This is a genomic window from Desulfosporosinus sp. HMP52 (assembly GCF_000765145.1).
Lineage (GTDB): Bacteria > Bacillota > Desulfitobacteriia > Desulfitobacteriales > Desulfitobacteriaceae > Desulfosporosinus.
Genome location: NZ_JMGA01000057.1, coordinates 130,277 through 143,288 on the forward strand (window position 1 = coordinate 130,277; position 13,012 = coordinate 143,288).

At 42.7% G+C, this 13,012-nt stretch carries 12 protein-coding genes; all 12 read right to left on the reverse strand.

Translation table 11 applies throughout. The features are described 5' to 3' along the window. Positions 1–35 precede the first annotated feature (35 nt). The 12 genes from DP73_RS19085 to DP73_RS19140 all read right to left on the reverse strand — a co-directional run bounded on the left by DP73_RS19085 (position 36) and on the right by DP73_RS19140 (position 12,840). Positions 36–1,187, reverse strand: a complete 1,152-nt coding sequence (locus DP73_RS19085; protein ID WP_081963104.1) for a peptidoglycan DD-metalloendopeptidase family protein — start codon at positions 1,185–1,187, stop codon at positions 36–38. Positions 1,188–1,303: 116 nt separating this feature from the next. Beyond that, positions 1,304–2,191 carry a permease-like cell division protein FtsX gene (gene ftsX, locus DP73_RS19090; protein ID WP_034601725.1) on the reverse strand — a complete coding sequence of 296 codons (888 nt, stop codon included), beginning with the start codon at positions 2,189–2,191 and terminating at the stop codon, positions 1,304–1,306. Beyond that, positions 2,184–2,870 carry a cell division ATP-binding protein FtsE gene (gene ftsE / locus DP73_RS19095; protein ID WP_014905239.1) on the reverse strand — a complete coding sequence of 229 codons (687 nt, stop codon included), beginning with the start codon at positions 2,868–2,870 and terminating at the stop codon, positions 2,184–2,186. Before ftsE ends, ftsX begins: the two co-directional genes overlap by 8 nt. 216 nt (positions 2,871–3,086) lie before the next feature. Beyond that, positions 3,087–4,031: a transketolase family protein gene (locus tag DP73_RS19100; protein WP_034601726.1), complete on the reverse strand. Its 945-nt coding sequence runs from the start codon at positions 4,029–4,031 to the stop codon at positions 3,087–3,089. After that, positions 4,024–4,854 carry a transketolase gene (locus DP73_RS19105; protein WP_052090867.1) on the reverse strand — a complete coding sequence of 277 codons (831 nt, stop codon included), beginning with the start codon at positions 4,852–4,854 and terminating at the stop codon, positions 4,024–4,026. Before DP73_RS19105 ends, DP73_RS19100 begins: the two co-directional genes overlap by 8 nt. 53 nt (positions 4,855–4,907) lie before the next feature. Next, positions 4,908–6,015 (reverse strand): peptide chain release factor 2 gene (gene prfB, locus DP73_RS19110; RefSeq protein ID WP_128751439.1). Its coding sequence is split into 2 segments (ribosomal slippage): positions 4,908–5,945 and positions 5,947–6,015, totalling 1,107 coding nucleotides; the frame shifts between segments, so codons are not numbered across the junction. Between the two features lie 48 nt (positions 6,016–6,063). Further along, on the reverse strand, positions 6,064–8,568 hold the full coding sequence (gene secA, locus DP73_RS19115) for a preprotein translocase subunit SecA (RefSeq protein ID WP_034601729.1): 2,505 nt from the start codon (positions 8,566–8,568) through the stop codon (positions 6,064–6,066). Positions 8,569–8,808: 240 nt separating this feature from the next. Next, entirely contained in the window at positions 8,809–9,336 is a 528-nt protein-coding gene (raiA, locus tag DP73_RS19120) for a ribosome-associated translation inhibitor RaiA (RefSeq protein WP_014905243.1), read from the reverse strand. A 173-nt stretch (positions 9,337–9,509) separates the two neighbouring features. Next, positions 9,510–9,707, reverse strand: coding sequence for a cold shock domain-containing protein (locus DP73_RS19125; RefSeq protein WP_034601731.1), 198 nt, complete (start codon positions 9,705–9,707; stop codon positions 9,510–9,512). Between the two features lie 523 nt (positions 9,708–10,230). Beyond that, positions 10,231–10,950 carry an amino acid ABC transporter ATP-binding protein gene (locus DP73_RS19130; protein WP_034601732.1) on the reverse strand — a complete coding sequence of 240 codons (720 nt, stop codon included), beginning with the start codon at positions 10,948–10,950 and terminating at the stop codon, positions 10,231–10,233. Continuing rightward, entirely contained in the window at positions 10,937–11,614 is a 678-nt protein-coding gene (locus tag DP73_RS19135) for an amino acid ABC transporter permease (RefSeq protein ID WP_034601733.1), read from the reverse strand. Before DP73_RS19135 ends, DP73_RS19130 begins: the two co-directional genes overlap by 14 nt. A gap of 428 nt (positions 11,615–12,042) precedes the next feature. Further along, the gene (locus DP73_RS19140) at positions 12,043–12,840 is read right to left on the reverse strand and encodes a basic amino acid ABC transporter substrate-binding protein (RefSeq protein ID WP_034601735.1); all 798 of its coding nucleotides are present in this window, start codon (positions 12,838–12,840) and stop codon (positions 12,043–12,045) included. Positions 12,841–13,012: the final 172 nt, after the last annotated feature.

Sequence of the window (13,012 nt, forward strand, 5' to 3'; positions counted from 1 at the left end):
ATGCTTATCCCTCACTAGAAATACTGCTTATCTCTTTAATTAGGAAAATACTGTAAAGGATCTGTGGTGTTTCCGCCTACCCTAACTTCAAAATGCAAATGTGCTCCTGTGCTCCATCCAGTTGAGCCCACAGCTCCAATTGCTTCATTGGCCTCAACAGATTGCCCCTCCTTTACATCTATTCGTGACTGATGTCCATAGAGGGTAGATATTCCACTTCCATGGTCGATAATCGTCATATTTCCATAGGCCGTATTCCAACCGGCCATAATGACTACCCCAGCACCTGCCGCATTAATCTTTGCCCCGGTGGGGGCAACAATATCTGTTCCCGTATGTAAACTTCGTTTTTTGGTAATGGGATGAATCCTCCAGCCATAGGGGCTGCTAATTTCATAATATCCTGGCACCGGCCAGGTTGAAATTGTCCCATTTAAGTTGCCTGTTCCTTTTCCCGACTGGGCAGCTTGTAATTTTCGGATCTTCTCGGACAGAGATTTAGACTCGGATTCCAATCGCTCCAGCTCGTCAAAGGCAGCCTGTTGGGCTTTTAGACTATCATCTAAGGCAACCCGTTGTTTTGACTTTTTCCCCTCAAGATCAGCGCTTACCGAAGCTGCCTGGGCTTCAAGATCAGCTGCTTGATCTCTTTTAGCCTGTAATTCATTCTTCTTTTGAGAAATTTGTGCTTTCTGTTCTTCAATATCCGCAAGTAGCTGCCGATCATTGTCCACTAATCTTGAAAAATACTCCATACGAGTAATGAAATCACTAAGATTGGAAGACTGAAAAAGAAGCTCCAAATGGCTAATCTGACCGCTCTCATATATCCCACGCGCCCGTTTACCTAGGGCCACTCTCCGCTCGTCAAGCTCCTTCTGCTTTTGATCAAGTTGCTCTTGTGCTAAGGAAACTTGGTTTTGGGCTTGAGCAAAGGCAATTTTCTTCTGGTTAAGGGTCTGCTGAGCTGTATCAATTTCGGCTTGTAATTGATTCAACTGAGCTTTTATAGTATCTGTTGTATAGGTAATCTTGTTTAGTTGACCCTGAGCCTGATCTTTCTGTTTTTCAATATCATTCTGTTGCTGAATACTATCCCCCAGTTGATCAGCCATTGAAGGCAATGCCGCCGTCCCAAGCAAAAGAAGGCTTATTATCATAACCGGAATAACTTTCTTCCTGAACAAACGACCCCTCCGTCCTTAAGTTTACTAGTTGGGTTAGCGCCAAAATCCAATAATAATTCATTAAAAACCTGCCCCCACATAATAGTGGGGGCTTAAACACAATCACGACTCTAATCTTAAGCACGAAGAAACTTCTGTAAAGAAAATACGCTTCCTATAGCACCCATGGCCATACCTGCTAGTAATAATCCCAGGGTTACTTGACGAAAAAGGACTTGGTTTTGCACTACCGGCAAAAAGGTTAAGGTTGATTGGACATACACTGTAATCCAATTGTAGCCAACCCCGACAATGATAGCAGCTAATGTTCCTCCAACTAAACCTAGTGCTAAACCCTCAATCAGAAAAGGCCAACGTATAAAACCATTGCTTGCGCCAACTAATTTCATAATTTGGATTTCTTTTCGGCGGGAAAAAACATTAATTTTAACATTAATAGAAATTAGTACAACTGCTGCAGCTCCAAAGGCAGCAACAACACCAAAACCAATCCACCTCAGCCACTGGGTAAATTTGAGCAGTTGATCTACAAATTCCTGTCCATAGCGGACTTTGTACAGCCCCGGGTTAGTTTCCAGTGACTGAGCTAGAGTTTTAACGTTCTGAGGATCCGTTACCTTGACCGTTAACTTATCCGGAAAAGGATTGGTCCCTCCTACATCAGCAACAATGCTGCTTTGGGTTCCTCCGATTGTTTTTCCAAAGTCCTCAAGAGCTTGTTCCTTTGTTACCAAGGACACTGACTCTACTCCAGGCATCTGTTCAATCTGGCTTTTCAAATCTTGAACCTCTTCAGGTGTATAGCTCATTTGTACAAATGCACCAATTTCTAACTCAGATTCAAAAGATTTTGCCATATTAGCGGTGTTAGCTAAGAAAAAAATCGAGTAGCCCAAAATTACCAGCGAAACCATGACAGTTATAACAGACGCCAGGCTAAGCCAGGGATTTCGCCTCATGGAGTTAAATGTCTCGCGAAAAATATACCCAGAGGAATTAAACATCGTAGCCGTATCCCCCCTGTTCCTCGTCGCGAGCAACTCTGCCATTTTCTATGGCAATAACACGCTTTTGCATTTTGTTAACAATAGCTCTGGCGTGAGTAGCCATAACAACAGTCGTACCTCGTTTATTAATCTCATATAACAAATCCATAATGTCCCAAGCAGTATCCGGATCGAGGTTACCTGTAGGTTCGTCAGCCACCAGTAAAGCAGGATTATTAATAATCGCCCTGGCTACACAGACCCGCTGTTGTTCACCTCCGGATAGTTCGTGGGGATAGGCTTTCTCTTTTGCCTTAAGACCAACAAGATCTATCGTTGCCAGTGTACGACTTCTTACCTCACGTTTAGGAACTCCAATGACCTCAAGAGCAAAAGCTACGTTTTCAAACACCGTCTTGTTTGGCAGTAGCTTAAAGTCTTGAAAGATTACTCCAATACTGCGCCTTAAATACGGCACTTCCCGCTCTTTCATTCTCACAAGGTTTCGACTGTTAATTTGGACTTGTCCTCGAGTAGGAATTTCCTCTCGATATAATAGCTTAATCAACGTTGATTTGCCGGCCCCACTGGGTCCCACCAGAAAAACAAAGTTCCCTTTGCCAATTTTTAGATTGACATCGACAAGGGCTCTGGCACCATTCGAATAAATCTTGGAAACATTGGTTAATTGAATCATGTTTTCCTCCTTGATTATACGCCACGCCCTATTTTCTCTATAACTCTTGTTTTATTCGACACTTGCCGTCGTTTTCCTGTTTAACCGCTAAACATTCTTATGTTTTGTCAGGATTTAGATTCTTTGGAATACAAAAAGAGACCAACACTCTCAAAAGAATGTTAGTCTCAATCATATCTTTCTTAATAGCTTTATAAGCCTAAGTCTCTGTGCTGATTAGTTCGACTTTTTAAGAATAACATCATGAACTGCTTTGATCAATGCGGCCTTAGTCAATCCGTATTTTTCAAGGAGCTCCTGAGGTTTTCCGGACTCACCGAAGGAGTCCTTCAGTCCGACCCTTACCATAGGAGTGGGATTGTTTTCGGCAAGAACCTCTGCGACAGCACTTCCCAGTCCTCCGATAATGTTATGTTCCTCTGCCGTGACAACTGCTTTAGTAGTTTTAGCAACCCTCAGGATTGTCTCTTCATCTAAGGGCTTTACCGAGGCAACGTTAACCACACTCACACTAATCCCTTCAGCCGCCAGTTCATCGGCTGCTTCCAGAGCCATAGAAACCATTACACCATTTGCCATAATAGCTGCATCTGTACCTTCTCTTAGGACATTTGCTTTACCAATCTCAAACTGATAATCCTCGTCAAAAAGTAAAGGTACATCTAAGCGCCCCATCCGAATGTAAACAGGGCCATAATACTTGGCAGCTGCCAGAATCACTTGGCGAGTTTCCTCTCCGTCTGCAGGCACTAAAACAACCATATTGGGAACAGCCCGCATAATTGCCACATCTTCAATTGCCTGATGTGATCCGCCGTCTTCACCTACTGTTATTCCGGAATGAGTTGCTGCTATCTTTACATTAAGTTTTGGGTAAGCAATGGAGTTACGGATTTGCTCAAATGCCCGCCCAACAGCAAAAATAGCAAAAGTGCTCGCAAAGGGAATTTTACCTGCTGCAGCTAATCCTGCTGCCGTCCCGAGTAAATTTGCTTCGGCAATTCCCATGTTGAAGAAACGTTCCGGATATTTTTTGCCAAAGTCAGCAGTCTTAGTTGACTTTGATAAGTCTGCATCTAAAACAACAACCTTAGGATTTTCCGCTCCTAAGACCAATAGTGCTTTACCATAGGCTTCCCGTGTCGCTACCTTATCAGCCAAGGTTTTCCGCCTCCTCTCGAAGTTCTTTAAGGGCCTGTTCTGCTTGTTCAAGGGAAGGAGCGTTGCCATGCCAACCAGCTTGATCTTCCATGAAAGAAACCCCTTTGCCCTTCACAGTCTTGGCAATAATCATAGTTGGTTTACCTTTAACTTGCTTGGCCTCAGTAAATGCAGCGAGCAAAGCATCAATATCATGCCCGTCAACTTCAATCACATGCCAACAAAATGCCTGCCACTTCTGGACGAGGGGAGCCGAACACATAACACTATCGGTCTTACCGTCGATTTGCAAACCATTATAGTCTAAAATAGCCGTTAAGTTATCCAGCTTGTAATGTGCAGCTGCCATAGCTGCTTCCCAGATTTGTCCTTCAGCCATCTCGCCATCGCCTAATACAGCATACACTCGATAGTCTTTTCCATCTAATTTACCTGCTAAGGCCATTCCATTAGCAGCGGATAATCCTTGCCCTAAGGAGCCTGTAGACATATCTACCCCAGGAGTCTTTTTCATATCGGGATGTCCTTGCAGCATATGTCCCGTTTGGCGAAGTCCCTGCAATTCCTCTTTGGGAAAATAACCCTTTTCCGCCAGGGCTGAATAAAGGACAGGAGCTGCATGTCCTTTGGAAAGGACAAAACGATCTCGATCCTCCCAGTGGGGATCCTTTGGATTAAGCCGCATTTCGTTAAAGAATAATGTCGCTACAATATCAGCAGCAGATAAGCTTCCACCTGGATGCCCTGATTTGGCAGCAGCAAGCATAGATATTATATCTTGACGTATAACATTCGCCACTCGCTTTAGTTCAAGTGCAGTCATACACAATTCCCTCCTTTAACAGATCTTTTAATCTTATTTGTTATTAAAAATGTTTATTGTACAGTTTTAGTTTTCTGAAGAAAGGCAGCAATAAATTCGTCAATTTCACCGTCCATTACAGCCGAAACATTGCCGGTTTCCACATTAGTACGATGGTCTTTGACTAAGCTATAAGGATGGAAGACATAGGATCTTATTTGGCTTCCCCAGGCAATTTCTTGTTGCTCACCTCGAATTTCAGAAATCTCAGCTTCCTGCTCTTTCCGCTTAAGCTCCAGCAACTTTGCCTGTAAGACCCGCATGGCCGCAGCTTTATTCTGAGTCTGGGAACGTTCACTCTGGCACTGAACAACAACCCCACTTGGCAGGTGTGTAATTCTGATGGCAGAATCCGTCTTATTAACATGCTGACCGCCAGCCCCGCCTGATCGATAGGTATCTACTCTTAAATCCTCAGAATCAATGGCTATCTCCTCATTATCCTCAGCAACTTCAGGAATTACGTCTACGGAAGCAAAGGATGTATGACGGCGTCCAGATGCATCAAAGGGCGAAATCCTAACTAAACGATGTACACCTTTTTCGGATTTAGAATACCCATAGGCATTTTCACCACTAATAGACAGAGTTGCGCTTTTAATTCCAGCTTCTTCACCCATTAAAAGATCTAGGGTTTCCACCTTGAACCCATGACGCTCAGCCCATCGAACGTACAGACGGTAAAGCATTTGTACCCAATCTTGAGCTTCTGTCCCCCCGGCTCCGGCATGAAGAGTCAAAATGGCATTGTTCCGGTCGTATGGCCCGGAAAGCAATAACTCCAATTCTAAAGCTTCAAACTTTTGCATTAGGGTTTTTATTCCTTGCTCAATCTCTGATTCCAAACTAATATCGTCTTCCTCCGTGGCCAGTTGCCAGAGAGTAGCTGTCTCCTCAAGCTCTTGCTCAAGGCCTTCATACAATTTAACCTTATTCTGATGTAAAGATAATTCCTGCATGATTTTCTGAGCATTCACCGGATCATCCCATAAATCCGGTCGGTGGAATTCTGTTTCTAGAGCACTTATCTTGTCACAACGCTTAGCAACGTCAAAGAGAAACCCTCAAATCTGCCAAAGACAGTGATAATGTTTCTAGATCCTTTTTCCAATCAGAAAGCACCCTATTCACCCTTTCCAAAATCCATTAACCTTCCAAGCTATGGTCTGTTTACTTCTTTTTCTTAGCACCACAGCACTTCTTATATTTCAGCCCACTTCCACAGGTACAAAGGTCATTGCGCCCAATTTGTTCTCCAGTGTGTATAGGTTGGCTTGGTTCGCCTTCATAGCGATTTTCTGTTACATTACGAGGCTGTTCAGCTACTTCTTCTCGAACTTGTGGACTCACTCTCATAATGTAGCGGATAATATCATCTTGTATGGATTCAATCATCGCTTGGAACATTTCATAACCTTCACGTCTATATTCAACGAGGGGGTTTTTCTGACCATAGGCACGCAGCCCAATTCCCTCTCTCAGCATATCCATAGCGTCAAGATGATCCATCCATTTGCTATCAACCACTTGCAGCATCACTGCTCGCTCAACTTCTCGCATTAAATCCGAGCCAAACAACTCTTCCCGGCTCTTATAAAGAGCTTTTGCTTTGTCTACCAACATCTCTTCAATTTCTTCTGCGGATAGATCAGCTAACTCTTCAGGGGATAAGTGAATCCCCGGCAGAAAGAAACCTTCTGCATATTCGACTAAGCTGGTCAAATCCCATTCTTCGGGAAATGTACTTTCGCCGCTAAACATAGTGATAGTATTAGAAGCCGCCTTCTCTATCATATCCATAATATTGTCATGGAGATTTTCTCCCATGAGTACAGCACGCCGCTGAGCATAAATGACCTCACGCTGCTGATTCATGACATCATCATAATCCAATACATGTTTCCTGATTTCAAAGTTGCGATTCTCAACTCGACGTTGAGCGGTTTCAATGGAGCGGGAGATCATTTTGGACGTAATAGGTACGGAGTCATCCATCCCTAGTTTATCCATGATTCCCATGATATTATCTGCCCCAAACAGCCGCATTAAGTCATCTTCTAATGAAATGAAGAATTGGGTTGAGCCGGGGTCGCCTTGTCTACCCGCACGCCCTCTCAATTGGTTGTCGATCCGTCTGGACTCGTGACGCTCTGTCCCGATTATATGCAAACCGCCTAAGTCGCTCACTCCATCACCAAGAATAATATCTGTTCCGCGACCAGCCATGTTTGTGGCAATAGTTACCATCCCCGCCTGCCCGGCTTGAGCAACGATTTCGGCTTCTTTTTCATGAAATTTAGCGTTGAGAACTTGGTGAGGTACCCCACGTCTGCCCAGCATTGAACTTAAATGCTCTGATTTTTCAACAGATACCGTTCCTACTAAAAGTGGTTGTCCCTTAGCATGGCGTTCAATGATATCCTCAACTACCGCTAAGAACTTTCCTTCCTCCGTACGATAAATCACATCTGAATCATCTTTACGCAGCAAAGGCCTGTTCGTTGGGATTTCTACAACGTCCAATTTATATATCTTGCGGAATTCCGGTTCTTCTGTCATAGCCGTTCCTGTCATACCAGAAAGTTTTTCATACATTCTAAAGTAATTCTGGAAGGTGATGGTGGCTAAGGTCTGAGATTCTTTTTCAATCTTTACGCCCTCTTTAGCCTCTATCGCTTGATGGAGGCCTTCACTATAGCGCCGACCAAACATTAAGCGACCGGTGAACTCATCGACAATAATAACTTCTCCATCTTTGACGACGTAATCACGATCTCGTTTAAACAACATATGTGCTTTCAAAGCCTGGTTGACATGATGAGCCAGCTCTGTATGAATGTCTTCATACAGATTATCAACGCCTAACATACTCTCAACTCGACTGACGCCTTTTTCTGTGAGAGTTACAACCCGTTCTTTTTCAATGATTTTATAGTCATCCTCGTTCTTTAAGCGTGGAATAATCATGGCTACTCTGAAATATAACTCCGTAGGCTTATCTGCTTCACCGGAAATAATCAGAGGGGTACGCGCCTCATCAATGAGAATCGAATCTACTTCATCCACAATGGCATAATGTAGATGACGCTGGACTAAGGCTTCAGGCCTTGTCACCATATTATCTCTCAGATAGTCAAAGCCAAATTCATTATTAGTTCCGTAGGTAATATCTGAGGCATAACTGTCTCGCCGTTGCTCATAGTTTAGGCCATGGACTATGAGGCCAACGGATAAACCTAAAAACTTATAAATCCGTCCCATCATTTCACTGTCACGACGAGCTAAGTAGTCATTGACAGTAATAACGTGAACTCCTTTTCCGGTTAAGGCATTCAAATAGGCCGGCAAAGTAGCTACGAGGGTTTTTCCTTCCCCTGTACGCATCTCGGCAATCCGGCCATCATTGAGTACCATTCCCCCAATTAACTGAACATCATAGTGCCGCTGATTAAGAACCCTGCGGCCAGCCTCTCGTACAACCGCAAAGGCCTCTGGCAATAAGCTGTTGAGACTTTCTCCTCGTTCCAAACGACCTCGAAATTCTGCAGTCTTACCAGTCAATTCATCATCGCTCAATGCTTGGATCGCTGGTTCAAAGCTATTAATCACTGCAACACGTTTTTGATACTTTCGTATTTCGCGTGCATTATCATCAAAAAAATCTAAAAGCCCCATTATGTCCACCTTTCTCAATTTTATATATTCATTAATTCTAACATCCTTGGGAAAGGTCTGCAACCAAGCATGCCGAATTAGCCATGGGATATTTTTCCTATGTATGTTTGAATAACCGGATATGACGGATATTTGCCTCGTATAAGCACATAGAGAGGCCCGCCTAAGCGGGCCTCTCGCTTGAATATCAAAAGCGATAGATCTCTCCGGGGACAACATCCGATTACCCGGTTTCTTTTATTATGTCTGAGGTTGCAGTAATCCATAATCACCATTGTTACGCAGATAGACAACATTCATTTCTTGGCTTTCGGAATTTGTAAACACAAAGAATGAATGCCCTACTAGATTCATTTGCATAATAGCTTCTTCTACAGACATTGGCTTTGCTGAAAACTTCTTATGTCGAACAATCTCTTCACGCGGCTCTTCTGCAGCCGTTGACTGCTTAGGATCATGATCCTTCAATACTTTTGTGCGCATCCGCCTATTAATTCGAGTCCGATATTTATCAATTTGACGTTCTAACTTCTCAACGACCATGTCAATAGACGAATACATGTCTTCAGTCTCTTCTTCGCCTCGCAGAATTATGCCATTGAGCAGAGCCGTAACTTCCACCCGATGACGGTCGCGCTCGACAAGTAAGGTTACTTGAACGTCCATAAACTCATCCGAGTATTTGGCCAATTTACCCACACGTTTCATTACGTACTCTTTAAGGGCGTCTGTAAGTTCGATATGTTTTCCACGAATATTAATGTTCATTAATTCAACCCCCTTCTATGCTGGTATATAAGTAATATTCCCGATTTACATAAAAAATCCTGCTTAATATTAATATATTGTTTCTAACTTGATTTTTTTCTACTAATTCCCCAAAGAGAGAATCGCCGATTGCCATCAACGATTCTCTCTTACAACAATATCTTCTTTATGGATTAGCGAACTGTTACATTAGATGCTTGTTCTCCACGCGGCCCTTGCATAACATCGAACTCCACATTTTGTCCCTCTTCAAGAGTACGAAATCCATCACCAATGACAGACTGAAAATGCACAAAAATATCTTGCCCATTTTCTTGCTCAATAAATCCGTAACCCTTTTGTTTACTAAACCATTTAACTTTACCTAACACTTAAAAAAACCCTCCTTGAATTGTCAAAGTTCAGAGGCTAACCGCCTCTACTCGACTATTACAAAGAGGATACCCAACATTACCTAACTTTAAACCTCCAGTAAAGCTCCTTTTAATACACTACAAAGAGTGTCAAAAGGACCGTCCCCACAGCACGCCAACGCAGCCAAGCCCAGAAGCGCCTTTCTACAAAGCTACTACAGCCTCTCTTATGCCAAAGGCCCAAGGAGCTTGTTAGTAATGACTTATTGACCCCCAACGGCCACCCCAGAGGAGCGGTTTCTGCTAAGCGGATGCTTTAGTGAAGCCGCGGTACAGACGAGCGCTGACGGTTCGCGCCCTCGTAGCGCGCCACTGGTTCACATTCATCGCGCCCTGAGGTTTGGTGCGCTCGCGAACCGTCCAGCTCGTCAGCGGCGTAACGAGCAGACGTGTGCAGAAACCGCTCCTCCCAAAAGCTAGGCATATAAAAAACGCTCCCCTTCCCCAAGAAAGAGAGCGCCAAAACGCGTGTACAAAAAGCTTATAATATTTTACTTAAAAAGGCCTGAGTTCTTGGATTCTTTGGATTCTCAAACACCTCATTAGGTTTTCCCTCTTCCATGATAATCCCTTCATCCATAAAAATCACTCTGTCTCCCACTTCACGGGCAAATCCCATCTCATGGGTTACAACGACCATAGTCATTCCTTCCCGGGCTAGATCCTTCATAACGGATAAGACTTCTCCAACCATTTCCGGGTCAAGAGCGGAGGTAGCCTCATCGAAAAGCATAATCTTAGGTTTCATGGCTAGTGCTCGAGCAATAGCAACCCGTTGCTGCTGTCCACCAGAAAGACGATCCGGATATTCATCAGCTTTATCATATAAGCCGACTTTAGCTAAAAGCTCCATCCCATTCTTCCGGGCTTCCGCTTTATTGCTTTTGCGTACGACTTCAGGCGCAAGGATAATATTTTCAAGAGCAGTCATATGGGGAAAGAGATTAAAGCGTTGAAAGACCATGCCGACCTCCCGACGAATCGCATTCACATTGACATCAGAGTTCAGTGGAATTCCATCTACGGTTATTTCCCCTCTGGTCGGCTCTTCTAATTTGTTTAAGCAACGCAAGAACGTACTCTTGCCAGAGCCACTGGGGCCAATGACGACGACAACTTCCTTTTCTTTAATATGGCAATTAATCCCTTTAAGAACTTCTAGCTTTCCAAAATATTTGTGTAAATCCTTAACCAAGATCATTCTTCCCCAACCTCCTTTCCATATAGGCAACCCATTGAGCTATTAACTGAGTCATTACCAGATAATATAAGGCTACCGTTAAATACATAGGAAGGGGTTGATATGTTCGTCCAACGATAATCTTTCCTGTATAAAAGAGCTCTTGAATCGCAATTATGGATAACAGTGAAGAATCTTTAAGCAATGCAATAAATTCATTGCCCAAAGGAGGAATTGTTCGTTTAAAAGCTTGGGGAAGGATAACATAGCGCAATGCCTGAGCTTGGGTCATTCCTAACGACCTGGCAGCCTCAGTTTGGCCCCGGTCAATAGACTGGATACCTGCTCGAAAAATTTCTGCAATATAGGCCCCTGAGTTAAGTCCCATCGCTAATATACCCGCTGTATACTGGTAATTATCAGGCATCGTCTGCCATTTGAGGAGCATCGGAATTCCAAAATAAACCAAAAAGATTTGAACCAATAAAGGGGTCCCTCGAAAGAAATCTATATAAGCAATTGCTCCCGCACGAACCACCTTCCGTTTGGATAGCCGTGCCAAAGCCATAAATAGACCAATGATAACCCCAATAGCAACCGCACCTGCCGTAAGCTCTAAAGTTAGCAGTGCCCCTTTAGCAAGAATAGGCATATTATCTACAACCACATGCCAGTTCATTCCCATATTATCCTCCTATCGATTAATCTATTTTTGCAACTATCATAAATGAAGTGAATAGCTTCATTTGAAACACCTGTTTGCCACTTCATATAACATCGCTAAAATTATATATTTTACTGCAATTTTTTACAAGTAGAAACATTTTAGTAATATCTATCAGAAGAGGCTTTTGTGTTGTTAAAGAAAAAGTATAACTGCAATTGTAGAAGCGAGCCCTGTGTTTGAATGAACAAAGATTGATTATACCCATCATAAGAACAATATTCAAGAAGTAATTTATCCCTTGTTAGTAACGAATTTGCTTTAGATGACAGCTTTTAATTATATTTGAACCAACCATGTTAGTCATAATCAACTTCAAGAAAACTAAAGGAAGGCACTATATATTCAAGTGCCTTCCTTTAATTAAACAAACCAGTTAGAATTGATCCTTAAAATTTGGGAGCATCCTCTTTGAACCACTTTTTGTAAATCTCATTGTATTTACCGCTATCCATGAGTTTTTTCAATGAAGCATTCATTTTATCCGCTAATTCCTTATTGTCAAGCTTCATAGCTATACCATAATACTCTTCTCCTGAGTCTGCGTTTATCGATTCAATTTGGGCATTAGGGTTTTGAGCTTGGAACCAAAGTACAACCGGAGAATCAGCAACAACTGCATCAACACCACCGCTGATTAAGGCATTCATAGCGTCTGGGGTAGTGTCATATTTTTTAGTTTCCATACCTTTTTCTTCAACGGCATATTGTCCTGTAGTATTCAGTTGAACTCCAATTTTCTTTCCTTTTAGATCATTCAAGGATTTGAAATTAGCACCCTTTTTCATGGCGATGTATTGGCCACTTAAAAAGTATTTGTTACTGAATTGGACACTTTTTGCTCGTTCCTCGGTAATTGTCATAGCAGAGATAACACAATCATACTTTCCTGCTTGTAAAGCTGGAATTAAGCCATCAAATGCAGCTGTCTCAATATTAACTTTTGTATAACCCATATCTGCTCCGAGAGCCTGGATAAGCTCAATATCAAATCCCGTAGCTTTTTGGCTTTCATCCATAAACTCAAAGGGAGCATAGGCGATATCAGATCCAACTCTTAAAACCTTTTCTTCGGGAGCAGGATTAGACGATGGAGCAGGTGTGCCGGTACTTCCACAACCAGCCAGGGTCAAAAGACTTAAACTAAGTAGTCCCGTTAAGATAAAACGAAATTTTGACTTAAACATTTATATTCCCCCTCTTTTGGATGAACCTAGCATACTCTTCTGAAAGCTTTTTCAAAAAGCTTTATTGTTATGCATCAGCTCGTCCTTCTTTCTTTCGATTATACTTATTTGCGAATAATTATACAACCCTTTTTTAGTCTTTATGTAAGATCCGATTATTTATCCAGTCACT

What these genes read in the sequence shown, in the direction of transcription:
- ftsX (WP_034601725.1), bottom strand. Translation starts at nt 2,191, where the DNA reads ATGTTTAATTCCTCTGGGTATATTTTTCGCGAGACATTTAACTCCATG.
- ftsE (WP_014905239.1), bottom strand. Translation starts at nt 2,870, where the DNA reads ATGATTCAATTAACCAATGTTTCCAAGATTTATTCGAATGGTGCCAGA.
- DP73_RS19105 (WP_052090867.1), bottom strand. Translation starts at nt 4,854, where the DNA reads ATGACTGCACTTGAACTAAAGCGAGTGGCGAATGTTATACGTCAAGAT.
- secA (WP_034601729.1), bottom strand. Translation starts at nt 8,568, where the DNA reads ATGGGGCTTTTAGATTTTTTTGATGATAATGCACGCGAAATACGAAAG.
- raiA (WP_014905243.1), bottom strand. Translation starts at nt 9,336, where the DNA reads ATGAACATTAATATTCGTGGAAAACATATCGAACTTACAGACGCCCTT.
- DP73_RS19130 (WP_034601732.1), bottom strand. Translation starts at nt 10,950, where the DNA reads ATGATCTTGGTTAAGGATTTACACAAATATTTTGGAAAGCTAGAAGTT.
- DP73_RS19135 (WP_034601733.1), bottom strand. Translation starts at nt 11,614, where the DNA reads ATGGGAATGAACTGGCATGTGGTTGTAGATAATATGCCTATTCTTGCT.
- DP73_RS19140 (WP_034601735.1), bottom strand. Translation starts at nt 12,840, where the DNA reads ATGTTTAAGTCAAAATTTCGTTTTATCTTAACGGGACTACTTAGTTTA.